Raw genomic sequence first — 24,082 nt, 5'->3', positions numbered from 1 at the left:
CTTTTCTTTGGGTTAAATTTTTATTGGATTTTTTTTGCTTTTGAGTGAGCTTTAATGCGTTTGTTTGACAGGAACTACAAGTATTACATGATAGTGCCCGCTATACTATTAATTCTGTTCATTTACCTGGTTTTTTTCAGTCCTAAAATTGCCCAGGGAATTGACTTGAAGGGCGGAACCCTGATTGTGTTCAAGGCTGACAAGCCTGTTGATGCAAAAAAGCTTGAGGGAATACTCTCAGAACAGTTCAATTTCTCCGAATTAAAGGTTTCCTCTGTTTCAGGGCCAGGAGGCTATGGAGTGAACATTGAGTTCGCTGAAAACAAGGACTTGAGCAATGCTGCAAAGGAATTGAATTTGGCTAAAGGCTTCCTTGAATCAAATGATGCTGCTAACGCTGAACTGCATGCGCGAAACAGCATTACTTCTTCCCTAATTTTCCTTAAGGATGAATCAATGCCTTCGCTTAAAGGAAAGGATTTAGTGGATAAGGCTGACGAGCTTTACTCCAAGGCAAGAAATTCTTTCACTGAGGAAATAAGGCAGGTCATAAGGCAGAATTTCGGCTTAAGCTCTGAAAGCTTCTTTCAGGTGAGGAGCATTGAGCCTACCTTAGGGAAGGCTTTCAGGGATAATGCGGTTTTTGTTGCAATTGTTGCCTTTATTTCAATTATCATTGTAGTTTTTGTTGCTTTCAGGGAATTCATTCCTTCTCTTGCAATAATTTTTGCAGGAATGTTTGATGTGCTCTCCGCAATGAGTGGAATGGTGTTTTTTGGGATTCCACTCTCCTTAAACTCAATTCCTGCTCTCTTGATGCTTTTCGGTTACAGTGTTGACACAGACATTCTTCTCACCACAAGGCTCCTGAAGAGAAGAGAGAGGACCCCAAGAGAAAGAACAATTGATGCAATGTGGACTGGAATTACAATGACTTTGACTGCGCTTGTAGCTGTAATTGTAATGCTTGTATTCAGTTACTTGTACCAGATAATTGTAATCTTTGAGATTGCTGCAGTCTTACTGTTTGGCTTGATTGGGGACATGATTGCGACATGGATGTTTAATGCTCCTGTCCTTTTATGGTATTTTGAATCAATAAAATCAAGGGTGCGAAAATGAGAGAGCTTCTAAAGAACTGGAAGTTATTGTTTTTAATAGCTGTAATGCTTTTTGCAGTACTCATAATTTTTGTTAATGGATTGAAGTTCGGCTTGGATTTCAGTGGAGGCACTCAATTCCTTATTCATCTCTCAAAGCCTGTTAATCCAGATGAATTGGCTTTGATTACTTCTGTTGTCTCAAAGCGCTTGGACTGGACTGGATTGAAGGACACAAAGGTTTCAACCTTTGGCTCAGACTTTATTTTGGTTCAGGTAGCTGAATCTGACCCTGCAAATGTTGGGAGGATTGAACTCCTGCTTAAAAAGCAGGGGAAATTTGAGGCGACATTGGATGGGGATATTCTTTTCACTGGAGCAGACTTAAAGCAGATTTTTAAGGACCCCCAGAAAGGCTATGGCTTCATGCCTGAAGGTGACGCCTACAAGTGGACTCTGCCTTTCCTTTTGAGTGATGCTGGAGCAAAGAGTTTTACTGAGCAAACCTTCCATAAATGCACTATAGGCTTTGACCCCCAGACAAACCAGAAGACCTATGACTGTGAAAGAACTTATTTCTTTATTGACAGGCCCTTGGATTCAGTTCTGGTTTTCTCGCAGGACCAATTCAATTACGACAAGGAATTGTACTTGAAGGGAAACAGGCTTGCAAGCATTCCAGCCAGCACGAAAATTGATGAATTGCAGAAAAATGCTTCAGTTCCATTCATTGTATTTGACCAGAATCTTTCAGCAGAACAGAAAGAAGAACTTCTTTCCTCACTTGAATTGCATCCAAACGCTTTGGTTCCTTCTAATATTGACCTTAAAATCATCGAAGACTTGAATTCTTTAGGCTTTAATGTAAAGAAGATTGAACCAGAAACTGATGTCCCTTGGACTTGGACTGCAACAGGAGCAAAAGAGGTTATCTCCTTAAGCGAGGACGTAACAAACCTTAACCCTTACAAGGAAGACATAGATGACGCTACAGTTTACTCTGAGTTAATAATAAGGGGTTACGGGGAAAGCCAGCAGGATGCAATGCAGAAGCTTTCAGACCTGACAGTAATTCTTGAATCCGGTTCGCTTCCAATTTCAGTTGAAAGCATTTCAAAGGAGACTGTTTCCGCCACCCTTGGAAGAGAGTTCTTGAATACCGCGCTTATAATGGGATTGATTGCTTTGGTGATTGTTGCATTGGTGTTGTACTTGCGCTACAGGCAGTTGAGTTTAACTCTCCCAATGATGATGACTGCAGTATGCGAGGTTGTCCTAACCTTAGGTTTTGCTTCCCTTATTAAATGGAATTTGGATCTTGCCTCAATTGCTGGAATCCTTACTGTTGTCGGAACAGGCGTTAATGACCAAATTGTCATTACAGATGAATTGCTGAAGAGGGAAACTGAAACTGAGACATCTTTTGTGAACAGGATTAAGAGAGCCTTTTTCATTATATTCACTGCTGCTGCAACGGTCATTGCAACAATGCTTCCATTAATCATTTTCAGTTCAGGAATGGGAAAGCTCGTAGGATTTGCAATAACCACAATTGTAGGCCTTCTGGCAGGAGTCATTATCACAAGGCCTGCCTACAGCGAAATAGCAAAATACCTGCTCTCGCACAAGAAATAAAATTAATTTAATTTTTTTTTCTTGCCTTTTTTTTTGTTTTCTTTTCAGTTTAAGCCATGAGATATAAGCCACAATTCTTTTCTGGTTTCCTCTTGTAGGAGGAACCCCCAGTAAATTGCATAGTTCCTCATTGCTTTTTGTCCTAAAATTTCCTCTGATCAATTTCACTTTTTTTGTTCCAGAAACTGCCCTTCAGAAATCGCCTTTCTTTTTGCTCTGCTTCTGCTTCTCCGCGAGTGCTTGTTAGATTGAAATGTTTCATGAATCCCTCAAATGGGTGCACTGGAATTCCCATTTCTCCAGCAACTTTTTTTGCTGGCATCGAAGCCAATTTACTTTCTATTTCAGGAACATTTCCTTTGAATTTCAAAAAGTAATTGCTTAGGGTTCCAATTTTTTTTGATCCGGGTTTTAATAGCATTTTATTTCCTCAGAGTAGCTCGTGGAATTCCTTTGATTTCGTGATGCGCAAAGTGAAGTAATACCATAAAATTACAATGAATGCTGCTGTGCTCAGCCAGGTCAGCTGATGAGCGAATTCTGCTGTTTGGGCTCCATAACTTATTCCAATTAAGAGCACAAAGTACACTCGCGCAATATTCAAAAGGAATAAAATTATTGTCCCACCCAAGAAAATCAAAATCTTCTTTTTTATTTCAGGCTTCCTCAATGAAAAGATTACTGCTGCCAGAATGCTTGCGCTTATGAGGCCTGTGCAGGAAGGATTGATTTCAATTTTTTCTTCTTTCAGGAAAATGATGTTTCCCTTGCTTTGGAGGCCTGTGAAGCCTGCTTCTGTTCCTGCAAGCCAGTCCTCCAAGAACTTCAGGTCCACAGTCCATACGAGCAGGTGCAGGGCAGAGAATATTACTGCAAATTTTATTAGGAAGAATAAAATTTTTTCTGTTTCGTTTTCTTTTTTTATCTTTACTCACCTTTCACCAGGGAACTTTCTTTAATTTGAACTTGAATGCAATCATGTTTGAGAGCTTGTGCGCTATGAGTGTTATTGCTGCGAGCGCAATGAATTCTTCTATTGAGGGCAGGGCATAGAATGCGCCGAAGAGTATTCCCACAAAAAGGAAATCAAATTGGTCCAGGATTATTACTGGGGCTCCTCTCTTTAATCCCATTCTTCTCTTAAGGAAGCTTCCTGTTAGGTCCCCGAAAATTGCTCCAACTGAAACTAGTATTCCATAAAAAACATAGTGTTTTGTGAGTAATAGGGTTTCATTGAAGAAAAAGTTTGCTATTATCAGCGTTACAATTATTCCTGTTATTATTCCGAAAAAGGTTCCCCTGAAGGTTTTTCCTTTCCCGAAGACTTCTCTTCCGTCAACAAATTTGCTGTTTAAGTCCAAGGGCGTTCTCCCTGAAAAGATTACCGCGCTTCCATTGGCTGCATAAAGCGGGGCAGCAATCAATGCCATCCTTACAATTGAAGTAATTAAATCCATTTTATTCTCCTAATTTAAGATTTTGGTTACATTTAAATTATTAATTGTATTCTTTTCTTTATGTGGTTTAATGGATAAAAAATTGCTTGCGCTAATAATAATTGTTTTTGCTATAATTGTTTTAGTGGGCTTTGCATGGCTTGCAAGCATTTTCTTTGGAGGTGAAAGTTTTAGTTCTTCAGGAGGCTTCTTGTCTTTTGGCCCCTCAATTGCAATAATTCCAATTAAAGGAGAGATTGTTTCAGGGGCCCCTTATCTTAGTTCATCGCTGAGCTCACAGGAAATAATTGATTCAATTGATGAAGCTGAAAATGACCCTTCAGTTTCAGCAATTCTTCTGGACATAGACAGCCCTGGAGGGGCAATTGTTCCAACAAAACAGATTGTGGCAAAATTGAAGGAAACAAAAAAGCCCAAGGTTTCATGGATTGCGGACATTTGCACTTCCGGGGCATACTATATTGCTTCTGCTTCAGACTTCATTATGGCTGACGAGGATTCAATTACTGGTAGCATTGGAGTAATTTCCATTGCCCCTGACATTAACGGTTTGATGGAGAAGTTGGGGGTGAAAGTGAAAATTATAAAGGAAGGGAAATACAAGGCTTTAGGCAATCCTTTCGAGGAACTTTCAGCAGAAGAAGAGCAATTGATTCAGGAAATTTTAAGCGATGCTTTCTCTCACTTCAAGCGCGATGTACTGAAATTCAGGGCAGGAAAAATTTCACAAGAGAAATTTGGGGAGGTTGCAGATGGAAGAATTCTTTCAGGCGCCCAGGCAAAAAAAGCAGGATTGATTGACGCTTTGGGCACAAGGGATAAAGCAATACTGAAGGCAGGAGAACTCGCAGGCATTAAAGGAGAGCCTTCCCTTAAAGTTTACGGCAAAAAGCAGCTGTCTTTCTCTGACCTTTTTTCTCAAGCAGGTTTTTCATTTGGCTCAGGCTTTATTACAGCAGTACGTCCAGCAAACCTTCAGCCCTCAATCCAGGCAAAATAGTTTTTTTTTTACCTGTAATGCTTAGGCTGGGGTTTACGCCTGAATTTCCCTTTTTTCTCTTCTTTTTTTTGGGTTTGCATTTTTTGCCGCGGTTTATTTCTTTTTCTCATTGTTTCTCTTATTTTTTCCTTTATGGCTTCTTTGCTTTTTATTTCTCGGATTAATTCCAATTTTTCTTCCTTCATTTTCCTGATTTTGTTTTTAAAATTTTGTTCAGGATCTCTTCTGTATTCTAAAATTTCATATTTGTTTTTTTCGTCTTTTAATATTTCAAGTTCTTTCCCTTTATAATAGTCAGAGCCTTTCATTTCCTCATGCATTTTTCCCGCAGTCTCAAATGGCACTTGAAATTTTTTCATTATCCTGAAAGTATTCCATAAGTCAAATCTATTAAGGTCTTTTACTTCAATCTGTTCTCCCTTATAAAACAGCTTGTAAGACATTTCTGGCCCAATTATATTACTGCTTTCGCTAATATAAATGCTGCTGCTGCGCCCATGGCTGTGGCAAAGAAGTTGACTGAATTATTGTCCAATAATTTCTTTCTCTGCAGTGTTGCCCCAAGAAAGCTGTCTGCTATTGAACCCAAAAATCCTGCAATCAGAATTATAATGAAAGAATTAATGTTCCTGAATAAGCCGTAATGGATTAATGCTATTAATCCTGCTCCAATTATTGAGGCAATTAATCCAAGAGCTGTTATTGCCCCGTCTGTGCCTCTCTCAACCTTCCTGAAATCTGTGATAAGGACAGGCTTTTTTTTGCTGAGCATGCCTATTTCTGCTGCAAGGGTGTCTGCAAGGGCGCTTGCAATTCCAGAAAAAAAAGCAATTGAACTGAATGGCAGAAAGAAAAATGAAGGCAGGCTGTTTCCAAGCACGTTTCCAGTGCTTCTCTTTTCGTGCTTGTCTTTTCTTTTATTCCTTCCATATCGTGTTCCAATTTCTCCTATCACAAAAAAGTATGCTATGACCATGAATGCTGTCAGGCCGCCCAATAAATAGGATGCAATTCCAATTATGTTTCCTGTCAGGATTCCCTCAATATCATAATTTTTTTTCTTTAATGTAATTAAAGAGAATAAAGCCAGAAAAACAAGGAGGATGATTATTTCAGTTAATTGGCTCATATGAGTTCATTTGCTTTCAATAAAAGCAGTCTTTATTATTTCAATCCTTTTCAGCAGCCCAATCTTTTTTGCTTCAGAGTTTATTTTGCTTAGCACGCTCCCGAAAAGCAGTTCGTGCAGGAATTCCTCAAATTCTTTTTTCTTTGCCGCAGAAGCAATTTTGTCTGCCATTATCTTTCTTATTTTTGTCTCCTGCCTTCCAAAAAGCTTTCTTGCGGTCACCGTAAGTGCTTTGACTTTTGCTTTGCCGTCCTTTAATTCTACAACTTGATTTGATTCAATCTTGCTTGTACGCCTTCTCACAAGCCTTCTTATAAAATTAGGGTTTACTTCATGGCCTACAAGCCTGGTGTAAGCCTTCAGTCCTTGAACTTTATCTACCTTAAATTTGAGCATTAAGTGCTGTTTTTTTGGCACATTCACCAGTTCTTGTGCGCTAACTAAAATTGTCCTGCCTTCAACCAATTCAGGCTTTTCTGCCGGCGTTTCCCCTATCTCTCTCTGGTTGAATGATTTTGATGCATGTAATACAAACCATTTCTTTTTCTTCCATTTGTCTATTGTCCTGCGCGAGGTCTTTCCAACAGCTTTTTTTGCTGTCTCTTTTTCTTTTGCTGTTTCCTCTATTGCAGGCATTTTTTGTTTCACCAAAAAATTAATTCAGTTCCTTTAAAGATTCATTTAATTCAATTAATAGTTCACTTAATTCTTTTTCTCCTTTTCTTCTTATTTCCTTTTTCTTCTCCTTCGCTTTCAATTCAAATTCGTATTTTGTTTTCATTTTTATTTCACTTCACAAGCAATGACGCTTTTTCTGGGGTGTATCTCCAATCGCTTGGAATTTTTCCTTCCATGATATAATATTTAGTAAGCCTTCTGATTTTTGATACTGTGAGCTGGTAGCCTCTTTTTGCCTTGAAGTCCTTCTTGTTTTCCTCTAAGTGCCTGTATTCTGCAACAGACTTCCTTATCAAATTCATGAGGTCTTCGGGCATCTTCAATTCAAGCTTGTGGTCTTTCAGGATTTTTGCAAGCCTTTTCTTTGCCAGAAGTTTTGCTTTAGGTACTCCATACTGGTCGCGCAGAATTACTCCAATCTTTGAAGGGCTGTTTCCTTGATTGAATAAGCTTACAATCAATTCCTCTAATTCTTTTTCCTTTATTTCGACCCACACAGGCTTTTTTTCCCTTGCTTGTTCATGTTCTTTAACCATTTTTTTTCACTTCAAAAAAAGACAAACCAAGTTATGTATAAATTAGCTTTTTTTTAATTCTGTTTTTTTATTTTAAATATTCATTCCAAGGGAAGGTTTTTATAGGTTTTTACAAATATCTGCCTCTCTCTTCCACTTTTTTGATTTGCCTTATAACCCTTCCTGCTTCACTGTAATTTTTCCTGTAACCCTCTAAAATTAATTGCCATCCTTTATTGAGCTTGAAGTGCGTTGCCATGAATGTCTTCTTGAAAACCAGGAGGTCAACTGCCTTGTCTTCAATCTTGTTTGAGTGAAATCCCAAACCAAAATCAATGAAGATAAGCTCTTTTTTCCTGTTCAGAATAACATTTGATGTTGTTAAATCCCCGTGAATTATTCCTTCCCTGTGCATTAACGCAATTTCTTTTCCTACTTCTTTGCACAAGAAAACATTCCTTTCATTCAAGGCATCCTTCAGCCTTTTCCCTTCAATGAATTCCATTTCTATTGTGCATTCTTTTTCATTCACATCCAGTATTTGAGGTGTCTTCACCCCGATCCTTGCGCTCCTTGCAATAAGGTTTGATTCACTTCTCGTCCTATGCTTCCTAATCCTTTCATCCAATTCTTTTCTCCTGTATTCTTTCGGCGCCCTTTTCTTCAAAAGAATTTTTTCCTTCCTTGTCTCCTTGAGCCAGAGCTCTGCCTCTGCTCCCCTCCTTAAAAGCTTCATAGAAATCATTTATTTTTTTTCACGCGCAGTATGCTTTCAGTTTTGCGTTGAGTTCTCTTGCTGTGTCTGCTGTTGCAGTGGTTGTTATTTCAATATTTTCAGTGAAGTTTTCTATTTTTTTTGCGTAGCTTGTGTAGCCTTCTTTCAATTCTTTGTTTAATGAATAGGCCTTTTCTGCTGCGCTTATTGCTCCTTCGAATTCTTTTGTTATCTTGTTCACGTTTCCGTTTGCGCTGCAGTCAGGTATGCCTGCTTTTACTGTCTGCTCTTGCGCTTTAAGCAATGATCCCTGCATTTCGCTTAATGCAATCTTTATGTCTATTACTTTCACTAATGCTTTTGAGTCATTGCTTTGGTTTGGCTCAAAGTTTTTCCTTAAATTGCTTAATTCTGTTTTGTAGGATGAAAGGGCTTCTCCAGTGCTAGGCGCAAGAAATCCTTCGCCCACATTATATTTTGCGTCCAATTCATTCAGTTTCTTGATTCCTTCATCAAAGCTCATAGTAAAAGCAAGGACTTTGTCTTTGTTCAAATAAGCAAGAGCAATTACTATGATAAGTATTATTGCAATCAACCATTTTTTGGCCATTTTTTCCACGCGATTTTTTGTTTTCCATATACTCTTTAATTAAGGCAATTATTTAATATTACCTTTTTTTGCCTTTAATTCCTTGCCGTTCATTCTTGTTCCTGCCTGTTCTACTCGGGGTATTTATTCTGTTCACGCTGCATTTAATCAGGTAAAAGCCGTTTTAGGCTATGCAGGTTAAGGAGGAAGAGATAAAATGAAATCAAAATTTTTGGCTTTAACAATAATTTCAGTGTTGCTTTTTAGCGGCATTGTTTCGGCATACCCTTTCTGGGCTTCACATGAAAAAGAATTCAAAGGCAAATTCAATGAAAAAGAAGACGACGAAAACGATGACAATGAGGAATTATGGCAGGAATTGGATGAAAATTCCTTTCTTGACGTTAATTCTCTAGAGCACAGATTCATAATACAAGGCAAGTTCATTTCAGACATCCAACAAATAAAAAAGGCTTATTGGAAGGACCTTCACGAATACCTTAAAGACAATGACTACAAGATTCCTTTAAGCTATTTCATGATTCCGTTGAATGATAAGGCAAAAGACCTAAAGGATTTAGTAAGAGAAAAAATCCGCGACCAGAACTTTGACGGCAACTTCAGCCTCCAAATGATCAGAGAGCTTAGCGAGAGAGAATTCCTGCATGCAATAGAAGAAAAGCTCAAGGACTTGAATATCTCAGACCAAAATCTCCTTGATGCATTGGAGAACATTGATTACAATAAGTATTTCAAGGACAAAAAACAGTGGCTTTACAACGAATTCCGTTTTTTCGGGCCAAAATTCAAAAACAAGCTTTTCCTTATGTGGCTTTCAGGAAACCAGGCTGAAAGGGATGCCTTGGTGCAGCAGTTGAAGGACTACTTCCAGGCGCTGAACAATTTAAAGCAGGAGAGAAAAGAGCTTGTCAATCTGGTGAAAGATTTCAAGCAAAAAAACAAGGTTGAAAAGCTTAGGGGCATGGTTGAAGAAAGAAGGGAATTCAAGGAACTGCTTAACGAATTAAGAAAAGAGTAGAAGGGAGCTTTATCCCCCATTCCCTTGCTTCCTTCTGCTTTAAAATTTTTTTCTTTCACAATTAGTTAAGTGATATTGAATTGAAGAAGTTTTTTGCTTTATTTATTATTCTATCTATATTTCTAATTCTTTTGTCTGTTTCAGCTAAAGCAATCTCTTTAGGCTATCAGTCTATTGTTGCAGAAAACGGCAATGCCTTGGTTATAATTAGGCTTCAGGGTTCAGGCACAATTAATGTCCCCCTTCCAGAGGATGCCCCGCAAAACCTTGAAGTGGAAGACGCCTTGTATGTTAAGGCAAGCAATGGCATTGATGTCAGCATTGGTTCTGCAGTCAGCGCTTCAGTTTATTTCACTTCCTCTCTGCTCACAGAAAAGAATGAAGGCAACTGGCTCTTTACTCTTTCATTGCCTGAAGGCTTTGAGTCAATTTCAGTTTCAATCTCTCTGCCAAAAAATTCTGTTATAAATTCCACTTCCCCAAAGGCAGCTATATCAGAGTCAGACACTTCAAAAATAGTTGAATGGAATGCAATCCCCCCAGGCACAAAAACTGCCTCAATTGGTTATTCTTTCAAGGAAACCCCTCAAGAAGAGCAAGGCACTGATTTAATTCTTATTGTTTTGGTAATTCTTGCTGTAATAATAATCGCATTAATTATATTTTTTGTTTTTAGAAGCAAAAACAAAAAAATTGAATCCAAGGAAAGTAAGGGAGAATTGGTTGCAGTGAAAGAGGAACTCCCTGCAGTAAAAGAAAAGATAACTCAAGGGCAAAAGAATCTCTTGAAGGCTTTCACCGAAAACCAGCGCAAGGTAGTAGAGCTTTTATTGAATTATAATGGAGAAGTAAAGCGCAATCAATTGGAGAAGGAGTCCAGGATCTCAAAGTCTTCCCTTGCTGCCACCTTATACCAGTTAGAGCAGCGGAATGTTATCTCAATAGACAAAACCAATGTAGTTCATTTCATCAGGCTCACTGACTGGTTCAAGGGGCTTTAATTTTTATCCGCTTTTGCCCCAGAACTTTTTGAAAAAACCATTGTCTTTGTATTCTTCTTTTTCTTCTTTATGTAATTCTTCGAATAATTCTTTTTCTTTTTTGTTCAAGTGCTTTGGAGTCCTTATAATTACTTTGATGTACTCATCCCCATACCTGCCTTTGTTTATGTCTTTGATTCCTTTTCCTTTAAGCTTGAATATTGTTCCTGTCTGCGTTCCTGCAGGCACCTTTAATTTCACTTTTTCTTTCAGCGTTGGAACTGAAAGCTCTCCCCCAAGCGCGGCCATAGAGAAAGTTATGGGAATTTCAGCGTAAAGGTCTGCTTCGTCCCTTTTGAAGAATTCGTGGGGCTCAATGAATATTACAACATATAAGTCTCCGTTTCCGGCTTCCCTGTCCCCTGCGTTTCCTTCCCCCTGCATTCTGAGGAATGCACCGTTCTCTATTCCTTCAGGAATTCTTACAGTAATTTTTCTTTTCTTTTTTATTCTCCCCAAGCCTCTGCATTTCTGGCAGGGATTCCTATTTATTTTTCCTTCTCCTTTGCATTTCTGGCAGGTGGTTCTTGTAGAGAATATTCCAAATGGGGTTCTCTGTGTCCTTTCAATGAATCCTTTTCCTGTGCATTGAGGGCATTGAATCATTCCGTCTGAGCCAATGCTTCCTTTGCCTCTGCATTCCTCGCATTCCTCTATTCTTTCTACTTCAATTTCTTTTTTTGTGCCGAATGCCGCTTCCTCAAAGCTTATATTCAAATCATACCTTAAGTCAAGACCTCTCCTCGGCCTTCTCTTTTCTCTTGTCCTGAATTCTCTTCCAAAGATGTCTCCGAAACCAAAGCTTTTGAATAAGTCATCAAAGTCGAATTCAATGTTGCCGAAGTCCCCGAAATCAAATCCCCTGCTGAAATCTCCGTATCCCCTGAATCCTGTGAATCCTTCTGCTGCGTGGCCAAATTGGTCGTAATTAGCTTTTTTCTCTGGGTCTGAGAGGACTGAATATGCTTCTAATACTTCCTTGAATTTTTCTTCTGCGTTCGGTTCCTTGCTTACATCAGGATGATATTTCTTCGCCAGCTCTTTGTATGCTTCCTTTATCTCATCAGGTGTTGCACCTTTTTTGACTCCCAGAATGTCATAATAGTCTTTTTTTGCAGGCAATTAATTCACTTCAATCTTTTTATTTCTTTTTGTTGTCTTCGTCTTCCACTGTATAATCTGCATCTACAACATTGTCGTCTCCCGGGCCTTCTCTCGGTTCTTCTCCTGTTTGTTCGCCCTTTTCTTCTCCTTCGGGTCTCTTGCCTTTCTGGTATAATTCAATTGATGCCTCTTGCACTAATTGGTTCAGCTCATCCAGTTTTCTCCTTATCGCGGGAATATTTTTTTCTTCTGATTCCATTTCTTTCTTTAATTCCTCGTTTTTCTTCTTTATCTTCTCTAATTTGCTTTGAGAGACTTTTCCTTCCATGTCTTTAAGCAGTCTTTCAGTGCTGTAAACTATTGCGTCAGCTTCATTTAATGTTTCTGCTTCACCTTTCCTTTTCTTGTCTTCTTCTGCAAAGCTTTCCGCCTCTTTTCTCATTCTTTCTACTTCTTCTTCGTTCAATTTCTGTGATGCCACAATTGTTATTTTTTGGCTTTTGCCTGTGCCCAAGTCTTTTGCTGTCACGTGCACAATTCCATTGGCATCAATATCGAATGTTACTTCAATTTGTGGAATGCCTCTTGGAGCAGGAGGAATTCCAATTAACTGGAATCTCCCTAATGTCTTGTTTCCTGCTGCAATAGGCCTTTCACCTTGCAGGACATGAATGTCCACTGCAGTCTGGTTGTCTGCTGCTGTGCTGAACACCTGGCTTTTCCTTGTCGGTATTGTAGTATTCCTTTCAATCAGTTTTGTGAATACCCCTCCCAAGGTTTCAATTCCAAGGCTTAAAGGCGTTACATCCAATAGCAGTACATCCTTTATTTCTCCTGCAAGCACTCCTGCCTGGATCGCTGCACCCATTGCAACGCATTCCATGGGGTCAACACCTCTTTCCACTTTTTTTCCAATTATTTTTTCCACAAACTTTTGCACTACAGGCATTCTTGTAGGGCCTCCAACCAAAATGATTCTTCCGATTTCTGCCGGAGTCAGCTTGGCGTCAGCAAGCGCCTGGTTCACTGGGTGCTCGCATCTCTTTATTATCGGCGCAATTAATTCCTCTAATTTTGCCCTGTTCAATTTCATTACCAAGTGCTTTGGCCCTTCAGGTGTAGCAGTAATATAAGGCAGGTTTATTTCTGTTTCAAGCACATTGCTTAATTCAATTTTTGCTTTCTCTGCTGCCTCTTTCACCCTCTGCACTGCCATCTTGTCTTTCATTAAGTCTGCTCCCTCTATTTTCTTGAATTCCCTTACAATCCATTCCATTACAATATTATCCATGTCTGTTCCGCCTAACTGGGTGTCTCCTGAAGTGCTTTTTACCTCAAACACTCCATTGCCAAATTCCATTATTGTCACGTCTAATGTGCCCCCGCCTAAATCGAATACAAGGATTTTCTGTTCTTTCACTTGCTTGTCTAATCCATATGCAAGAGAAGCTGCCGTAGGCTCATTAATTATTCTCACTACCTCCAATCCTGCAATTGATCCGGCGTCTTTTGTGGCCTGCCTCTGGTTGTCGTCAAAGTATGCAGGGCAGGTTATTACAGCTTTTTTTATTGGCTCTCCTAAAAATGCTTCTGCGTCCCTCTTTATTTTCTGGAGCAGGAAAGCAGAAATCTGTTGTGGGGTATATTCTTTCCCGAAAATCTTGTACTTGAAGTCAGTTCCCATTTTCCTTTTGGCTGCAGTGATTGTGCCTTCGGGATTGCTTATAGCCTGCCTTCTTGCAGGCTCTCCTACAAGCATTTGCCCGTCTTTAGTGAAAGCAACATAAGAGGGAAACGCTTTTCCGTAGGCTGTTGTTCCTTCAGCGCTTGGAATTATCACGGGTCTTCCAGCCTCTAATACTGCTGCCGCAGAGTTCGATGTGCCTAAGTCTATCCCTACGATCTTTTCTTTTGCCATTTTTTAATCACCTCTTCAAGCTCTTCTAGTGCGCATAACTCAAGGGCTCTTCCTCTTTTGGTTTCTGCGCCTGCATCTGCCCTTGCTGCTGGCTTTGCTGATGTGCCTGCTGTTGGGCGTTCTTCTGTGCCCCGAACATGAATGCAATCTTGAATTTCTCTATTTCTGCAAGGACATCATTTATTGTTATTCCTTTTATTGAGAGGGCAGTGTCAGTCCTGTTCTCTTGGGGGTTAATGCTTATTGCAATCACAAAGCCCTTGTTCTTGTTTATTTCATTGATTCTTTCATCAATGTTTGTCATGTCGATATTTTTCTGCTCAGGCTTTTTTTCCTTTGAAGCCTCCTTTTTAGGTTTTACTATTTTTGCTTTCTTCTTTGCTTCCATTTTGCTTTCCTCCTTCAACAATTTTTTCTTTTTCAATTTCTTTTTCCTCTTTTAATTTATTGATTTTGACCTTTGAATGCCTTAACACCTTTTCCCACAGCATATATCCCTTCTGCAATTCCTCTATTATTTTGTGGTTCTCTTTTTCCTTGTCCTCACAGCATATCATTGCTTCATGGTATAAAGGATCAAATTTTTCTTCTTTGCTCTTGATTTCTTTGAGACCCTCTTTCTCTAAGGTCTCCATTAACTGCTTTCTTATTAATTCAATTCCTTTGATGAAATCCTCTTTTTTTGTATTGCCTGTTTCCTTAAAGTGTTTTACTGCTGCATCAATTGAGTCAATTACTGGAAGGATTTTTGCTATGAGGCCTGCATTGCTGTATTCCATGAATTCTTTCTTCTCTTTCTCAATCCTTTTCTTGAAGTTCTCGAATTCAGCCTGAAGCCTTTGAAGGCTTTCAGTGTATTCCTGCAATTTGGCTTTTGTTTCCAGTAATTCTTTCTCTAATCCCTCTTTTTTGCTCTTTTTTTCCTCTCTGCCTTTCTGTTCCTGCTCTTTTCCAAACAAAGTTATCCCCGATTAAAAATCTTGGTTAATGATTAAACTTTTTAGTCAAAATCTTTTTAAACCTTTTCCCCCATTATTTTTTCTTATGCAGAAGAAGAAAGTTCAGGTCATAGAACAGCGCCCGAGGTTTAAGCTTGTCTTGAGGCAGATTGAAGGGCCTTTTTCTGAAGACTTCAATGAAGAATTTGATTGGTTGCTTAGGAGCTTTGGCTTTTTTGGGCCTGTGAAAGGCCAGAAAAGCGCTGCCTCTGTGTTCAGAGAGATTGTTAAGGCTTCTTCAGGTATTATCCCTTCTTTTGGGGGGATTACTGCTGTAGAGCTCGTTAAAAGGCTTAGGATGAGCCGAGGCTCTGTAATAAACCACTTAAATAACCTCCTTCTCTCAGGCCTTATTGTTAAAGAAGGTCGTTTTTACAGGTCTAGAAATCCCTCTCTCTTTAGGACCCTGCGCTGGATCGAGCAGGACATCTGCCGCATGTTCAGGGAAATGGAAGAAATCGCCCGCGAGATAGACGAGGAATTGGGTGTAAGGGAAAAGGAATAACTGCTTTCCTTTCGCTACCCTTTAAATACTTTTTTTCCCAGAATTTAATTTGTTGGATTGTTGTTACTGTTAAGAGGTAATTTTTATGGGGGAGAAAAGCAAAGGCTTCGGCTTGTGGCTTGTGGTTTTCGGAATAATAATTTTATTCATTTCAATGAATTTGATGCAGTGGGATTTCTGGTATAATGCTGAATTCTGGAAGTTTGCTGTGCCTGTGGTGCTCATAAGCTGGGGCGCTGTATACTTGTTCGGCAAGTAATTTGAGTTAACTTTTTATTCTTCTTTCGGCTTATTCTATTTCATGCCTAAGATTTCTTTTCATTGGGTCTTCTTCCCAGGGATGATTTTCCATGAGTTAAGCCATTATACTGCATGCCTTTTTTTGGGGGTTAAGGTAAGGAAAGTGAAATTGTTTGGGGTTGAAGAAGCTTTTGTGGTGCACGATAAGCCTAATGCATGGAAGGCAGTAATAATTGCCTTGGCACCTTTTATTTTAGGAAGCTTTTTTGCCTTGATTTTTATTGCATTTGGCTTCTCTTTGCTTGCAGTGCTCAATCCCTTCGGCCTGATTTTCGTGTGGTTTGCCTTGGCTTTAGTATTCTATTCTTTTCCTTCCCTGCATGACTCGAAGAATGCCTTTGATTCTGTTGCAGAATTTTATTCAAAGAATATTTTTAAGGGCAATTTGTTCAAGAGGCTTTTCTGGCTCATTACCCTGCCTTTTGTTTTCATTCCATTAATCTTGGTTTTGGGGATAATGCTGGCGTTCAATTATTCTTCCAAGCTCAGGCTGCTCTGGATAGTTTTGATCCTGGTTTTTTCCTTGTATCCGCCTTACTCCGAGAGATTCCTTTCTTATATTAATGATTTGGTTTCAATGATAGGAAGATTTTTATTAGGGTGAATTCAATTAATTTAGGGCAGTCTGCATGAAAGAAAAAATAACGGCGAGATTGAAAGAGGCTAAAGAGGACCCGAGGCTTGTTGTGATTACTGCAATTGAGCTCCTGTTCTCTTTCATTATAATGCTTTCAATTTATTTTTACCTTGACCCGAAACGCAATATTCCAGGGATGCCTGAAATTCCTTTCCCCCTCAATTTGATTGCTTTCGTTGTAATGCTTGCCCTGCTGATTTACATTTATACCATGACAATTCTCTACAGGCAGGAGAGAGAAGATAAGAAAAAGACTAAGAAATAAAATTATTATTCTGTTCCCTGGTATTCTTCGCCGAATTCTTCTTCGCCCAGGTCCTCTTCAGGAAGGGCTTCTTCAAATGATTTTATTACTGTGATCTTTTTTCCTTTCTTTACAACCGAAAGCTCTGTGCCGCACTCAGGGCATTCCACTGTGTCGCCTTCTTCATATATCTCTGGTTCTAATTCGAATTTTTTCCCGCAGTGAGTGCAGCTTACATTCATTTTTCTTTCCTCTGCAAAACTTTCCCATCAATAATTATGCTCGAAACACAAAATTTTTTAATAATATCCCTTCCCGCCTGAATTAGAATAAAAAAAATAGAAAAAAGAACTCCAAAAATTAGAGTTCCTAAAAAAAACCAGTTGCCTTTCAGAATTTACTTTCCTGAAAGTTTCTTTCTCTTCACGTAAACCCAAAGCTTTTTTGTCATCTCGCTTGGAGCAAGATTGCCTGAACCAAAGACTGATTCCATTGAGTCCTTGCATCCCTTAAAGCTGATGTGATATCCACCAAATGCTTTCTTTGCCATTTAATATTCCTCCTTACAATTCAATTAAAAAAACACGATAATATAGAATTGCTATTAAGATTTAATAGGGTCACATATAAAAAGCTTTGTGCTTTTCTCGAGGTAAAAAGTCTAAATTTGCCTCGTAGAATTCAATTACAGCCTTCAGCGCCAGTTCACCTTTACTTGATCTGTCCTCTCTTTAGGCCTTATGTAGCTTTCCCGCACTTTCATTTTGTTGCCTGCCTTGAATTCAATCAGGCCCTGCCATGCAATCATTGCTGCATTGTCTGTGGCCAGTTCTCTGGGGCAGACAAAAAATTCTGCTTTTCTAGCACTGCACATTTTCTGCATCATTTCCTGCAATGCCTTTGAAGCTGCAACCCCCCCAGTAAGCATTAATTGCTTTTTTTCTGTGTGGGCCAAAGCCCTTTCTGCTACCTCTGAGAGCATTGCAAAGGCATTATGCATTAAACTGAAAGCCAATTCCTCTTTTTTTTCTCTTCCAATTTTTTGTGCTGCAGCAGTAAGCAGGCCTGAAAAAACCAAATCCATTCCCTTCACAGAATAAGGCAGTTCAACCAATTCTTTTGCCTTGAAATACATTTCATCTATTATTGGCCCGGCAGGAAAACCCAATCCCAATTCCCTTCCGGAAGCATCAAGCAGGTTTCCAATTCCAATGTCTAATGTTTCGCCGTAAATCCTGTAATAGCCTGACTCATAGCCTGTAATCTGGGTATTTGCCCCAGAAGCATAAACAATTATCGGGTCTTTGCATTTGCATTTCTCTCTCCCAATTTCAATGTGCGCAATGCAATGGTTGACCCCAAGCAAAGGGAGGTTATGTATAAGTGCGAGTGTTCTTGCTGTTACTGCCCCAACCCTTAAGCATGGCCCTAGCCCTGGACCGCGGGAGAAAGCAATTAAATCCAATTCATTGAATTCTATTCCTGCCTTCTGCATTGCTGCTGTGACTAGCTCAGGTGCATTCCTGTAGTGTGCATCTGCTGCCTCTCTTGGATGGATTCCTGCATCTTTTGATGTATAACTCTTTTTTTCGTTTGCAAGCACATTGCATTTTTTGTCCACTATCCCCACTGAGTATGTATGTGCTGTGCTTTCAATTCCTAGAGCAAGCATTTATTCTCTCACTTTCTTTTTACTTTAATTCTACTTTCTTTCCCTTGAGCTTTACTTCAATCCTTCCTTTCCTGCCAGTGATTTTCCCAATTTTTTCAGCATTGATTTTTTCTCTTTCAAGCAGTTTGATTAATTGCTCTCCTTTCTCTTTTGCTGTGATTAATGCAAATCCCCAACCCATATTGAATGTCTTGAGCATTTCTTCTTCTGTAATTTTTCTTCCAATCCCTTTCGCGCTGTTTTGAATGAAAAGGAATATTGGTTTTACTTTATTCAACTCAAATTCAAACCCTATTTTCGGGTTGAAGGGAAAGAATTTGTTGAACTTCAAGTAAGCGTCCCCCGTGATATGTGCTGCCCCCTTTACTTCGCTTTTTTGCATTGCCTTGAGAACGGGCTTCACATAAATTTTTGTTGGTTTGAGAACTTCATCCAATACCTTTGCTTTCAATTCTTCACTGTAATACGCTTTTTCATAGCAGCCGTTCCATTCCTTGAACAATACTTTTCTCACCAAACTTATTCCATTGCTGTGCACTCCATTGCTCTCCAGCCCAATTATTAGGTCGCCCTTCTCCAGATTGTTTCCGTAAATTATTTTCTCTTTTTCCGCAATTCCAATGCAAGCAAAATTTATATGATAGGGATTTTCGCTGACTCCTTTTATGAGTTCTGGAACGTCTGCTGTTTCTCCTCCAATCACAGGGCATTCTGCTTCCAGGGCCCCAGCATTTATCCCTTTAATTATTTCCTGCAGGAGCAATGGCTCTGATTTCTTTATATCTATTGCATTCACCATGCTCTCAGGTTTTGCCCCACACCTTATTACATCATTCACCACCATTGCAACCCCGTCAATTCCAATTGTATCGTGCCTTCCAGCCAGTTGCGCAAGCAGGACTTTTGTTCCTATTCCATCAGAGCAGAAAGTGTAATATAAATCTGTTCCCTTAAGAGGGAAGAGTGTATTGAAGGGCGTTCTAATTGAATCCTTGGGCTGAATTCTCTGCAGGAGGGAGAAGTCTTTTGCCTTATCCCTTTCTTTCCTGTCCACCCCTGCCTGCGCGTAAGATAATTCCTTCAATTTCATTTTTTTGCCTTTAAAACTTTAATTATTTTTCTCTCTTTTATTTTTCCTTCCCTTAAAGCCTTTCCTGCTTTTATGTCGTATACTGTTGAGGGCTTTCTTTTTGGCAATGGCCCGGCGTCTATTATAATATCTACTTTGCCGGAAAATTCTTTTATTGCTTTTCTTGCAGAGTAAGCCTCTTTCTCCCCTGATTTGTTGCATGAAGTGCTTATTAATCCTTCATTCAGCCCTTTTGCCAGGGCAAAGGCTATTTTGTTGCCTGGAATCCTAAAACAGATAGTGCTTCCTTTGCTTCCCTTTTTTTCTACAATTAAATTAAGTGGGCCTGGCATGAATCTGCCGGCAAGCTTTTCTGCTTCTCTTGTTATTACCGCAATTTTTCCTGCATTTTTCATGGCTGCAAAAAGTATTGGGAAAGGCTTTCCTTTTTTTCTTCCTTTGATTGAATAAATCCTTTCTATTGCTTTTTTTGACTTAATGCTGCAGCCTATGCCATAGCATGTTTCTGTGGGGTAAATTATTGTTGACCCTTTCCTTAATTTTTCAATTATTTTTTTCAGGGCTCTTTTATTCAATTCTTTTGCTTTAATTATTTCAGCCATTCTCTCACTTTTCAAAAGAAAAATGTGAACAGATTGTATGCAATGTGTGCTATGATGTTAGGGTAAAGAGTATTATTTTTCTTGAAGTAGTGTGCCAGCACAAGCCCTAATAGGAAGGCACCTATTACTTCTGCAACCGAGAAATAGAATACATGCACTGCAGCAAAGGCAATGCTTGAGCCCATAACCCCTATTTGTTTTACTAGGAAGCCTCTAAAGAACCATTCCTCTGCTGTCACCCTCACTATGAACAGGTAAGCCAGGAGTATTGGTGCTGTGACTGAAATCTTTTGGGTGACTTTTGCCATGTCATTCAATGAAAGTATTGTCAGGGCGACATTAATCATGATTGAAATAATTATGAGGAGCAGCAGCAGTTCTGTTGTTTTGAGTGCGAAATCTTTTTTCCCGAAAAAGTTGAGGGAGAGCTCTTTTTTTATGTTTAATTTTTTTTTTCTTTTAATGTAAAGTATTGGGAATCCTATCAAGAATGCGTCCAACACCATGTTTGAGAGAAGTTCAAATATTATTTTTTTTCACCTTGCCTCTTCCATTCTGTGTAAGAGCATTTCCCGCAGTGATACCTGTCCTTGTGTTCTGCCATGAAGACGCCTGAACCGCATTTAGGGCAGAAGAGTTTCTTTCTTTTCAGGCCTTCTTCTTTTTCTTCATAGAATTCTGATTTCTTTTGTTTTTTCTTTTTCTTTTCTTTTTTTTCTGCGGCCATTCTTTCTTTCACCTTTTTTATTTCTTTTTTGTTTTTCCTTTTTCAAGCTTTTTCTTTTCTTTTTCTGCCTTTTTGTTTTCCCTTATTTTTTTCAGTTTTTCCTTTTCCTTGCCGAAGTTTTTTGCCAGGACGTAAGGGAGCTCCACCTTCTTTAATTGCTCTTTTGTTTCGTAGGAGTGTGCTTTTCCCTTTGCTTTTTGTGCGCCGAACTCCTGTTTTACTGTCACTATTGCAATTAATTCGCTGTCTTTTCCTGTTTTTGCTGCTATTTTTTCCCTTAGTTCTTGTATCTTTGGGGTTGCCTTAAAGGCTTCTGATTCGAATTCTATTTCTGTTCTTTTTAGCAATGGATTGTTTTGTTCTTTAATTATTTTTACTTCCATTCTTTTTCACCTTTGAGTTTTCATCTGCTTAACCTTAAAGCATGCTTTCCTATTGTTTGTATTCCCATTTTTTTTGCTATCTCTGATTTTTCTGGGTCTATTATTATTACGTATCCTCTCCAGAATGTTGTGAATGCAGTGCTTCCGCAGTTAGGGCACTTTTCCCCTTCTTCTATTACTTTCCTGCATTCACGGCAGGCTTTTCCTTTATTCATTTTTCCACCTTTTTCTGTTCAATTTTATTTCTTTTCGCTTTTTTTTGCTGCAGGCTTTTTTTCTTCTTTTTTTCTTCTCTTTTCTTCTCTTTCTTTTTTGTCTTTTCTTTTCAGGTCTGCTGCAAGCCATTCCTCTTTCCCTAGCCCCAGCTGTCTCATTGTGAGGCCTATCTTTGAGTTTGGAATGCTTCCTTTGAGGCTTACTGTTGCTATCCTTGCTGTAACCTCGTCTTCCACAACCAATTTCTTTCCTGTTTCTTTTCCTATGAATGCAGGGGCTTTGGCGTCGTAATTTATGTAGTCGTTCATTACCTGGCTTACATGGATGAGCCCTTCAATTGGCCCTGTTCTCAGGAAGGCGCCGAATTCTGTTATTTCTGTTATTGTTCCTTCTACTACCTCTTGTATTTCAGGCTTGTAGACTAATGCATTGAATTCTGTTTCGTAGTATGCTGCCCCGTCTCCTGGAATGACTTTTCCGTCGCCTGTCTTGAGCACTTCAATTATTGAGATTATTACTCCTATGCTTTCGTCAACTAACCCTTCATAGTCTTCCCTGAGAATTTTAAGGACTGCATTGTCCAGTTTTCCCCCAAATTCTTTTGGTGGGACCCTTACAGTGTCTTTGAGTGTTATCATGGCGTACATTTTTCTTTTCACCTTTTTTTATTTTTATTGGATTTCAATTAAGGTTTTCTTTCTTAAAAATAAATTTTTGCCTCCAAGCATTCTTATTTCTTTCTTTAGCATTGAATCGTTTGTTGCTATAATAAATCCTTTCATGCTTAATTCAATTAATTCTTTATCTGCATTTTCCTTTTTTCCTTTTAATACCCTGATTTTCTTCTTTTTTATTAGTTCTAATGCAATCCTGCATTTTTTTGCTGTGCTTTTGTCTCTTTCCTTCAATCTTTCTATTTCTTTTATTACTGCTTCAGGCGCAATTATTTCTGCTCTTGCCCCAAATTCTTTCCTGATTTCCTCTACCAAATCCTTCCTTAATTCGCTTACTGAGAGAAGGAAGTTTGTGTCCAAGGCAATTTTTGTTTTACTTGATGATTCCAATTGCTGTTAGCCTCCATCTCATGTTTTCTTTTTTGCTTAATGCCACTTTTTGGTCTTTTTCTGCCATTACCCCTGATTTTAGCGTCAATTCAATTTCATCTTTTTTAATTGAAGTTATTACACCTAAAGTTGCTGCTGTGCCAATGCTTGCAACAATTGTTTCGTTCAATTTCAGTTCATTTTCCTTTAATTTTATCTGCCTTTTGAAGTATTCTATCTTCAATTTCAGTTTTCTTGTTGCTTCAGGAAGGCTGTCTATTGCGCCTATTACCTGGCCTTTCATTTGGTCGTTTTTTGTGAGCGAAGGGTCAAGAAGGGTCTTTATTGCTATCAGGCCTCCTGGTGACGCCTCTCTTATTATGCCGTCACTTATGCTTATCTGCACAACCTTTGCCTTTAATTTTTTTTCTTCAAACCCAGGGCTTAATTCTATTTCGCCCCCTTCTTTTACTGTGCCTTGTATTATTGTGCCTCCAAGCACTCCTCCTTGAATTTTTTCAGGCTTTGCGCCAGGCTTGTTTATGTCAAAAGACCTTGCAACATACATTTTCAATGGCTTTTTTTTGTCGAATTTTGGTGTTGGAATATTTTTCTCTATTGCTTCTATTAACAAGTCAATGTTTGTGCCGAAGTGCGCTGCAGTCGGAATTATTGGGGCGTTTTCATAGCCGTACTCTTTCAGGAATTCTTTTATTTGGTTGTAGTTTTCTAATGCTGCCTGCCTGTCCACTAAGTCAATCTTATTTTGCGCTACCACAATATTTTTTATTTCTGCTATCTGCAATGCCATCAGGTGTTCTACTGTTCTCGGCTGAGGGCAGGGCTCGTTTGCCGCTATAACCAATATTGCGCCGTGCATTAGTGCTGCGCCCGAAAGCATTGTGGTCATTAATGTTTCGTGTCCTGGAGCGTCAACAAAGCTTACTTTCCTTAATTCTAATGCTTTTCCTTTGCAGTTGGGGCAGTTTTCTTTTGTTGTGAATGCTTCTGCTCCCTTGCATTTAGTGCACTTGTAGAAGGTTGTGTCCGCATAGCCTAATCTTATTGAAATTCCTCTCTTTATTTCCTCTGAATGGGTGTCAGTCCATTTCCCGCTTAACGCGTAAGTAATTGACGTTTTGCCGTGGTCTACATGGCCAATAAGCCCTATGTTTACCTCTGCCTGTTTTGCCTCTGCCTTTTTTTCTTCTTTTTTCATTCAATATTACCTTTTTACTTTTCCTTTTACTTTCTTTGCTTCTTCTGCTAATCCCTCTTTTCCTACTGTTTCAAGTGACTCCTTTATCATTTGCTCTTTAACTGACTCTTTTTTCTCTTCAACCTTTGGTTCTTTTCCAAGGATTTCGCTTAAGGGCTTGCTTCCATATGTTGTTACTGTCAAATTCACTTGCTCTATTTCGCTGCTTATGATGTTTCCTCTAACGCTTTTCCTTGTTCTTTCTCCTTTTCTTTTTGGCCTGAAGCCTGTTGTTTTTCCAGTGAATATCTTTTTTCTTATGCTTCCCTGGATGCTCTGGTTCATTGGAAAGCCTTGTTTGTCTGAGCCGCCTTTTATTTTTGCTGTGTATCCTTCCAGTCCTACTGAATCCAGTTTTATTTCCTCCCCTATTTTCTTGTTCAAGAATAATGCAGGAGACTCAATTTTTTTGCTGTAAGCTTTTCCTGTTTTAGGATCACTTAACACCAATTGCATTTTTTATTCCTCCGCTTTTTTTTAAAAAATAT

Annotated in this window: 36 protein-coding genes; 9 read left to right on the top strand and 27 right to left on the bottom strand. The window is 39.0% G+C overall.

Annotation, left to right across the window (positions count from 1 at the left end; genetic code table 11):
- Nucleotides 1–54 precede the first annotated feature (54 nt).
- A complete protein-coding gene (locus AB1467_04280) occupies nucleotides 55–1,122 on the top strand; it encodes a hypothetical protein (protein MEW6295484.1) in 1,068 nt (355 codons plus the stop codon).
- Nucleotides 1,119–2,735, top strand: a complete 1,617-nt coding sequence (locus tag AB1467_04275; GenBank protein MEW6295483.1) for a hypothetical protein — start codon at nucleotides 1,119–1,121, stop codon at nucleotides 2,733–2,735. The genes AB1467_04280 and AB1467_04275 overlap by 4 nt, the downstream gene beginning before the upstream one ends.
- Before the next feature lie 142 nt (nucleotides 2,736–2,877).
- Here AB1467_04275 and AB1467_04270 read toward each other — a convergent pair whose 3' ends face one another.
- The 3 genes from AB1467_04270 to AB1467_04260 all read right to left on the bottom strand — a co-directional run bounded on the left by AB1467_04270 (nucleotide 2,878) and on the right by AB1467_04260 (nucleotide 4,192).
- Nucleotides 2,878–3,156, bottom strand: a complete 279-nt coding sequence (locus AB1467_04270; protein ID MEW6295482.1) for a hypothetical protein — start codon at nucleotides 3,154–3,156, stop codon at nucleotides 2,878–2,880.
- Between the two features lie 9 nt (nucleotides 3,157–3,165).
- Nucleotides 3,166–3,585, bottom strand: coding sequence for an exosortase/archaeosortase family protein (locus AB1467_04265; GenBank protein MEW6295481.1), 420 nt, complete (start codon nucleotides 3,583–3,585; stop codon nucleotides 3,166–3,168).
- An 88-nt stretch (nucleotides 3,586–3,673) separates the two neighbouring features.
- Nucleotides 3,674–4,192: a CDP-2,3-bis-(O-geranylgeranyl)-sn-glycerol synthase gene (locus AB1467_04260; GenBank protein ID MEW6295480.1), complete on the bottom strand. Its 519-nt coding sequence runs from the start codon at nucleotides 4,190–4,192 to the stop codon at nucleotides 3,674–3,676.
- A gap of 70 nt (nucleotides 4,193–4,262) precedes the next feature.
- Here AB1467_04260 and sppA point away from each other — a divergent pair, with 70 nt between their 5' ends.
- Complete coding sequence (gene sppA / locus AB1467_04255; GenBank protein ID MEW6295479.1) at nucleotides 4,263–5,192, top strand: signal peptide peptidase SppA; 930 nt, start codon at nucleotides 4,263–4,265, stop codon at nucleotides 5,190–5,192.
- Nucleotides 5,193–5,200: 8 nt separating this feature from the next.
- Here the strand turns inward: sppA and AB1467_04250 are convergent, their stop codons facing one another.
- The 7 genes from AB1467_04250 to AB1467_04220 form a co-directional block, all read right to left on the bottom strand.
- Nucleotides 5,201–5,635 (bottom strand): hypothetical protein, encoded by a 435-nt coding sequence (locus tag AB1467_04250; GenBank protein ID MEW6295478.1) that lies wholly within the window; start codon nucleotides 5,633–5,635, stop codon nucleotides 5,201–5,203.
- An 11-nt stretch (nucleotides 5,636–5,646) separates the two neighbouring features.
- Nucleotides 5,647–6,321 carry a DUF92 domain-containing protein gene (locus AB1467_04245; GenBank protein ID MEW6295477.1) on the bottom strand — a complete coding sequence of 225 codons (675 nt, stop codon included), beginning with the start codon at nucleotides 6,319–6,321 and terminating at the stop codon, nucleotides 5,647–5,649.
- Nucleotides 6,322–6,327: 6 nt separating this feature from the next.
- Nucleotides 6,328–6,957, bottom strand: coding sequence for a hypothetical protein (locus AB1467_04240; GenBank protein ID MEW6295476.1), 630 nt, complete (start codon nucleotides 6,955–6,957; stop codon nucleotides 6,328–6,330).
- A 19-nt stretch (nucleotides 6,958–6,976) separates the two neighbouring features.
- Complete coding sequence (locus AB1467_04235; protein ID MEW6295475.1) at nucleotides 6,977–7,102, bottom strand: hypothetical protein; 126 nt, start codon at nucleotides 7,100–7,102, stop codon at nucleotides 6,977–6,979.
- Nucleotides 7,103–7,109: 7 nt separating this feature from the next.
- Nucleotides 7,110–7,535 (bottom strand): 30S ribosomal protein S15, encoded by a 426-nt coding sequence (locus AB1467_04230; GenBank protein ID MEW6295474.1) that lies wholly within the window; start codon nucleotides 7,533–7,535, stop codon nucleotides 7,110–7,112.
- 109 nt (nucleotides 7,536–7,644) lie between these two features.
- The gene (locus AB1467_04225; GenBank protein MEW6295473.1) at nucleotides 7,645–8,259 is read right to left on the bottom strand and encodes a KEOPS complex kinase/ATPase Bud32; all 615 of its coding nucleotides are present in this window, start codon (nucleotides 8,257–8,259) and stop codon (nucleotides 7,645–7,647) included.
- Between the two features lie 10 nt (nucleotides 8,260–8,269).
- Nucleotides 8,270–8,839: a hypothetical protein gene (locus tag AB1467_04220; protein ID MEW6295472.1), complete on the bottom strand. Its 570-nt coding sequence runs from the start codon at nucleotides 8,837–8,839 to the stop codon at nucleotides 8,270–8,272.
- A 196-nt stretch (nucleotides 8,840–9,035) separates the two neighbouring features.
- Here AB1467_04220 and AB1467_04215 point away from each other — a divergent pair, with 196 nt between their 5' ends.
- Together AB1467_04215 and AB1467_04210 are read left to right on the top strand one after the other, a co-directional pair.
- On the top strand, nucleotides 9,036–9,857 hold the full coding sequence (locus AB1467_04215) for a hypothetical protein (protein MEW6295471.1): 822 nt from the start codon (nucleotides 9,036–9,038) through the stop codon (nucleotides 9,855–9,857).
- 80 nt (nucleotides 9,858–9,937) lie between these two features.
- Complete coding sequence (locus AB1467_04210; protein ID MEW6295470.1) at nucleotides 9,938–10,858, top strand: hypothetical protein; 921 nt, start codon at nucleotides 9,938–9,940, stop codon at nucleotides 10,856–10,858.
- A 3-nt stretch (nucleotides 10,859–10,861) separates the two neighbouring features.
- Here the strand turns inward: AB1467_04210 and dnaJ are convergent, their stop codons facing one another.
- The 4 genes from dnaJ to grpE are packed head-to-tail and all read right to left on the bottom strand — an operon-like array spanning nucleotide 10,862 to nucleotide 14,878.
- On the bottom strand, nucleotides 10,862–12,019 hold the full coding sequence (gene dnaJ, locus AB1467_04205) for a molecular chaperone DnaJ (protein ID MEW6295469.1): 1,158 nt from the start codon (nucleotides 12,017–12,019) through the stop codon (nucleotides 10,862–10,864).
- 19 nt (nucleotides 12,020–12,038) lie between these two features.
- A complete protein-coding gene (gene dnaK / locus AB1467_04200; protein MEW6295468.1) occupies nucleotides 12,039–13,919 on the bottom strand; it encodes a molecular chaperone DnaK in 1,881 nt (626 codons plus the stop codon).
- 25 nt (nucleotides 13,920–13,944) lie between these two features.
- Nucleotides 13,945–14,307, bottom strand: coding sequence for a hypothetical protein (locus tag AB1467_04195; GenBank protein ID MEW6295467.1), 363 nt, complete (start codon nucleotides 14,305–14,307; stop codon nucleotides 13,945–13,947).
- Nucleotides 14,270–14,878, bottom strand: a complete 609-nt coding sequence (gene grpE / locus AB1467_04190) for a nucleotide exchange factor GrpE (GenBank protein MEW6295466.1) — start codon at nucleotides 14,876–14,878, stop codon at nucleotides 14,270–14,272. Before grpE ends, AB1467_04195 begins: the two co-directional genes overlap by 38 nt.
- A gap of 85 nt (nucleotides 14,879–14,963) precedes the next feature.
- On the opposite strand from grpE, the gene AB1467_04185 reads away from it, so the two are divergent.
- The 4 genes from AB1467_04185 (at nucleotide 14,964) to AB1467_04170 (ending at nucleotide 16,624) form a co-directional block, all read left to right on the top strand.
- Nucleotides 14,964–15,422: a hypothetical protein gene (locus AB1467_04185; GenBank protein MEW6295465.1), complete on the top strand. Its 459-nt coding sequence runs from the start codon at nucleotides 14,964–14,966 to the stop codon at nucleotides 15,420–15,422.
- 85 nt (nucleotides 15,423–15,507) lie between these two features.
- Complete coding sequence (locus tag AB1467_04180) at nucleotides 15,508–15,681, top strand: hypothetical protein (protein MEW6295464.1); 174 nt, start codon at nucleotides 15,508–15,510, stop codon at nucleotides 15,679–15,681.
- Nucleotides 15,682–15,723: 42 nt separating this feature from the next.
- The gene (locus AB1467_04175; protein MEW6295463.1) at nucleotides 15,724–16,326 is read left to right on the top strand and encodes a M50 family metallopeptidase; all 603 of its coding nucleotides are present in this window, start codon (nucleotides 15,724–15,726) and stop codon (nucleotides 16,324–16,326) included.
- Nucleotides 16,327–16,351: 25 nt separating this feature from the next.
- A complete protein-coding gene (locus tag AB1467_04170; GenBank protein MEW6295462.1) occupies nucleotides 16,352–16,624 on the top strand; it encodes a hypothetical protein in 273 nt (90 codons plus the stop codon).
- 5 nt (nucleotides 16,625–16,629) lie between these two features.
- Here AB1467_04170 and AB1467_04165 read toward each other — a convergent pair whose 3' ends face one another.
- The 13 genes from AB1467_04165 to AB1467_04105 all read right to left on the bottom strand — a co-directional run bounded on the left by AB1467_04165 (nucleotide 16,630) and on the right by AB1467_04105 (nucleotide 24,050).
- Complete coding sequence (locus AB1467_04165; GenBank protein MEW6295461.1) at nucleotides 16,630–16,845, bottom strand: zinc-ribbon domain-containing protein; 216 nt, start codon at nucleotides 16,843–16,845, stop codon at nucleotides 16,630–16,632.
- Between the two features lie 155 nt (nucleotides 16,846–17,000).
- On the bottom strand, nucleotides 17,001–17,153 hold the full coding sequence (locus tag AB1467_04160; GenBank protein MEW6295460.1) for a hypothetical protein: 153 nt from the start codon (nucleotides 17,151–17,153) through the stop codon (nucleotides 17,001–17,003).
- A gap of 144 nt (nucleotides 17,154–17,297) precedes the next feature.
- Nucleotides 17,298–18,275: a bifunctional N(6)-L-threonylcarbamoyladenine synthase/serine/threonine protein kinase gene (locus AB1467_04155; protein MEW6295459.1), complete on the bottom strand. Its 978-nt coding sequence runs from the start codon at nucleotides 18,273–18,275 to the stop codon at nucleotides 17,298–17,300.
- 19 nt (nucleotides 18,276–18,294) lie between these two features.
- Entirely contained in the window at nucleotides 18,295–19,365 is a 1,071-nt protein-coding gene (gene purM, locus AB1467_04150; protein ID MEW6295458.1) for a phosphoribosylformylglycinamidine cyclo-ligase, read from the bottom strand.
- The gene (locus tag AB1467_04145; protein MEW6295457.1) at nucleotides 19,362–19,967 is read right to left on the bottom strand and encodes an L-threonylcarbamoyladenylate synthase; all 606 of its coding nucleotides are present in this window, start codon (nucleotides 19,965–19,967) and stop codon (nucleotides 19,362–19,364) included. The genes purM and AB1467_04145 overlap by 4 nt, the downstream gene beginning before the upstream one ends.
- An 11-nt stretch (nucleotides 19,968–19,978) precedes the next feature.
- On the bottom strand, nucleotides 19,979–20,467 hold the full coding sequence (locus AB1467_04140) for a CPBP family intramembrane glutamic endopeptidase (protein MEW6295456.1): 489 nt from the start codon (nucleotides 20,465–20,467) through the stop codon (nucleotides 19,979–19,981).
- Nucleotides 20,468–20,493: 26 nt separating this feature from the next.
- The gene (locus AB1467_04135; protein MEW6295455.1) at nucleotides 20,494–20,694 is read right to left on the bottom strand and encodes a 30S ribosomal protein S27ae; all 201 of its coding nucleotides are present in this window, start codon (nucleotides 20,692–20,694) and stop codon (nucleotides 20,494–20,496) included.
- A 17-nt stretch (nucleotides 20,695–20,711) separates the two neighbouring features.
- Nucleotides 20,712–21,077, bottom strand: coding sequence for a 30S ribosomal protein S24e (rps24e, locus tag AB1467_04130; protein ID MEW6295454.1), 366 nt, complete (start codon nucleotides 21,075–21,077; stop codon nucleotides 20,712–20,714).
- Between the two features lie 20 nt (nucleotides 21,078–21,097).
- Complete coding sequence (gene spt4 / locus AB1467_04125; GenBank protein ID MEW6295453.1) at nucleotides 21,098–21,292, bottom strand: transcription elongation factor subunit Spt4; 195 nt, start codon at nucleotides 21,290–21,292, stop codon at nucleotides 21,098–21,100.
- Between the two features lie 24 nt (nucleotides 21,293–21,316).
- Nucleotides 21,317–21,940 (bottom strand): DNA-directed RNA polymerase, encoded by a 624-nt coding sequence (locus tag AB1467_04120; protein ID MEW6295452.1) that lies wholly within the window; start codon nucleotides 21,938–21,940, stop codon nucleotides 21,317–21,319.
- Nucleotides 21,941–21,964: 24 nt separating this feature from the next.
- Nucleotides 21,965–22,357 carry a PIN domain-containing protein gene (locus AB1467_04115; GenBank protein ID MEW6295451.1) on the bottom strand — a complete coding sequence of 131 codons (393 nt, stop codon included), beginning with the start codon at nucleotides 22,355–22,357 and terminating at the stop codon, nucleotides 21,965–21,967.
- On the bottom strand, nucleotides 22,341–23,555 hold the full coding sequence (locus AB1467_04110; GenBank protein ID MEW6295450.1) for a translation initiation factor IF-2 subunit gamma: 1,215 nt from the start codon (nucleotides 23,553–23,555) through the stop codon (nucleotides 22,341–22,343). Before AB1467_04110 ends, AB1467_04115 begins: the two co-directional genes overlap by 17 nt.
- A 6-nt stretch (nucleotides 23,556–23,561) precedes the next feature.
- Nucleotides 23,562–24,050 carry a 30S ribosomal protein S6e gene (locus tag AB1467_04105; GenBank protein MEW6295449.1) on the bottom strand — a complete coding sequence of 163 codons (489 nt, stop codon included), beginning with the start codon at nucleotides 24,048–24,050 and terminating at the stop codon, nucleotides 23,562–23,564.
- Nucleotides 24,051–24,082 lie beyond the last annotated feature (32 nt).

The sequence above is a fragment of the Candidatus Diapherotrites archaeon genome (assembly GCA_040755695.1).
Classification (GTDB): domain Archaea; phylum Iainarchaeota; class Iainarchaeia; order Iainarchaeales; family 1-14-0-10-31-34; genus JBFMAK01.
This window is presented reverse-complemented; position numbering and strand designations above follow the sequence as displayed.

What these genes read in the sequence shown, in the direction of transcription:
- AB1467_04280 (MEW6295484.1), top strand. Translation starts at nt 55, where the DNA reads ATGCGTTTGTTTGACAGGAACTACAAGTATTACATGATAGTGCCCGCT.
- AB1467_04275 (MEW6295483.1), top strand. Translation starts at nt 1,119, where the DNA reads ATGAGAGAGCTTCTAAAGAACTGGAAGTTATTGTTTTTAATAGCTGTA.
- AB1467_04270 (MEW6295482.1), bottom strand. Translation starts at nt 3,156, where the DNA reads ATGCTATTAAAACCCGGATCAAAAAAAATTGGAACCCTAAGCAATTAC.
- AB1467_04260 (MEW6295480.1), bottom strand. Translation starts at nt 4,192, where the DNA reads ATGGATTTAATTACTTCAATTGTAAGGATGGCATTGATTGCTGCCCCG.
- sppA (MEW6295479.1), top strand. Translation starts at nt 4,263, where the DNA reads ATGGATAAAAAATTGCTTGCGCTAATAATAATTGTTTTTGCTATAATT.
- AB1467_04250 (MEW6295478.1), bottom strand. Translation starts at nt 5,635, where the DNA reads ATGTCTTACAAGCTGTTTTATAAGGGAGAACAGATTGAAGTAAAAGAC.
- AB1467_04245 (MEW6295477.1), bottom strand. Translation starts at nt 6,321, where the DNA reads ATGAGCCAATTAACTGAAATAATCATCCTCCTTGTTTTTCTGGCTTTA.
- AB1467_04240 (MEW6295476.1), bottom strand. Translation starts at nt 6,957, where the DNA reads ATGCCTGCAATAGAGGAAACAGCAAAAGAAAAAGAGACAGCAAAAAAA.
- AB1467_04235 (MEW6295475.1), bottom strand. Translation starts at nt 7,102, where the DNA reads ATGAAAACAAAATACGAATTTGAATTGAAAGCGAAGGAGAAGAAAAAG.
- AB1467_04230 (MEW6295474.1), bottom strand. Translation starts at nt 7,535, where the DNA reads ATGGTTAAAGAACATGAACAAGCAAGGGAAAAAAAGCCTGTGTGGGTC.
- AB1467_04225 (MEW6295473.1), bottom strand. Translation starts at nt 8,259, where the DNA reads ATGATTTCTATGAAGCTTTTAAGGAGGGGAGCAGAGGCAGAGCTCTGG.
- AB1467_04220 (MEW6295472.1), bottom strand. Translation starts at nt 8,839, where the DNA reads ATGGCCAAAAAATGGTTGATTGCAATAATACTTATCATAGTAATTGCT.
- AB1467_04215 (MEW6295471.1), top strand. Translation starts at nt 9,036, where the DNA reads ATGAAATCAAAATTTTTGGCTTTAACAATAATTTCAGTGTTGCTTTTT.
- dnaK (MEW6295468.1), bottom strand. Translation starts at nt 13,919, where the DNA reads ATGGCAAAAGAAAAGATCGTAGGGATAGACTTAGGCACATCGAACTCT.
- AB1467_04195 (MEW6295467.1), bottom strand. Translation starts at nt 14,307, where the DNA reads ATGGAAGCAAAGAAGAAAGCAAAAATAGTAAAACCTAAAAAGGAGGCT.
- AB1467_04185 (MEW6295465.1), top strand. Translation starts at nt 14,964, where the DNA reads ATGCAGAAGAAGAAAGTTCAGGTCATAGAACAGCGCCCGAGGTTTAAG.
- AB1467_04180 (MEW6295464.1), top strand. Translation starts at nt 15,508, where the DNA reads ATGGGGGAGAAAAGCAAAGGCTTCGGCTTGTGGCTTGTGGTTTTCGGA.
- AB1467_04175 (MEW6295463.1), top strand. Translation starts at nt 15,724, where the DNA reads ATGCCTAAGATTTCTTTTCATTGGGTCTTCTTCCCAGGGATGATTTTC.
- AB1467_04170 (MEW6295462.1), top strand. Translation starts at nt 16,352, where the DNA reads ATGAAAGAAAAAATAACGGCGAGATTGAAAGAGGCTAAAGAGGACCCG.
- AB1467_04165 (MEW6295461.1), bottom strand. Translation starts at nt 16,845, where the DNA reads ATGAATGTAAGCTGCACTCACTGCGGGAAAAAATTCGAATTAGAACCA.
- AB1467_04160 (MEW6295460.1), bottom strand. Translation starts at nt 17,153, where the DNA reads ATGGCAAAGAAAGCATTTGGTGGATATCACATCAGCTTTAAGGGATGC.
- AB1467_04155 (MEW6295459.1), bottom strand. Translation starts at nt 18,275, where the DNA reads ATGCTTGCTCTAGGAATTGAAAGCACAGCACATACATACTCAGTGGGG.
- purM (MEW6295458.1), bottom strand. Translation starts at nt 19,365, where the DNA reads ATGAAATTGAAGGAATTATCTTACGCGCAGGCAGGGGTGGACAGGAAA.
- AB1467_04145 (MEW6295457.1), bottom strand. Translation starts at nt 19,967, where the DNA reads ATGGCTGAAATAATTAAAGCAAAAGAATTGAATAAAAGAGCCCTGAAA.
- AB1467_04135 (MEW6295455.1), bottom strand. Translation starts at nt 20,694, where the DNA reads ATGGCCGCAGAAAAAAAAGAAAAGAAAAAGAAAAAACAAAAGAAATCA.
- rps24e (MEW6295454.1), bottom strand. Translation starts at nt 21,077, where the DNA reads ATGGAAGTAAAAATAATTAAAGAACAAAACAATCCATTGCTAAAAAGA.
- spt4 (MEW6295453.1), bottom strand. Translation starts at nt 21,292, where the DNA reads ATGAATAAAGGAAAAGCCTGCCGTGAATGCAGGAAAGTAATAGAAGAA.
- AB1467_04120 (MEW6295452.1), bottom strand. Translation starts at nt 21,940, where the DNA reads ATGTACGCCATGATAACACTCAAAGACACTGTAAGGGTCCCACCAAAA.
- AB1467_04110 (MEW6295450.1), bottom strand. Translation starts at nt 23,555, where the DNA reads ATGAAAAAAGAAGAAAAAAAGGCAGAGGCAAAACAGGCAGAGGTAAAC.
- AB1467_04105 (MEW6295449.1), bottom strand. Translation starts at nt 24,050, where the DNA reads ATGCAATTGGTGTTAAGTGATCCTAAAACAGGAAAAGCTTACAGCAAA.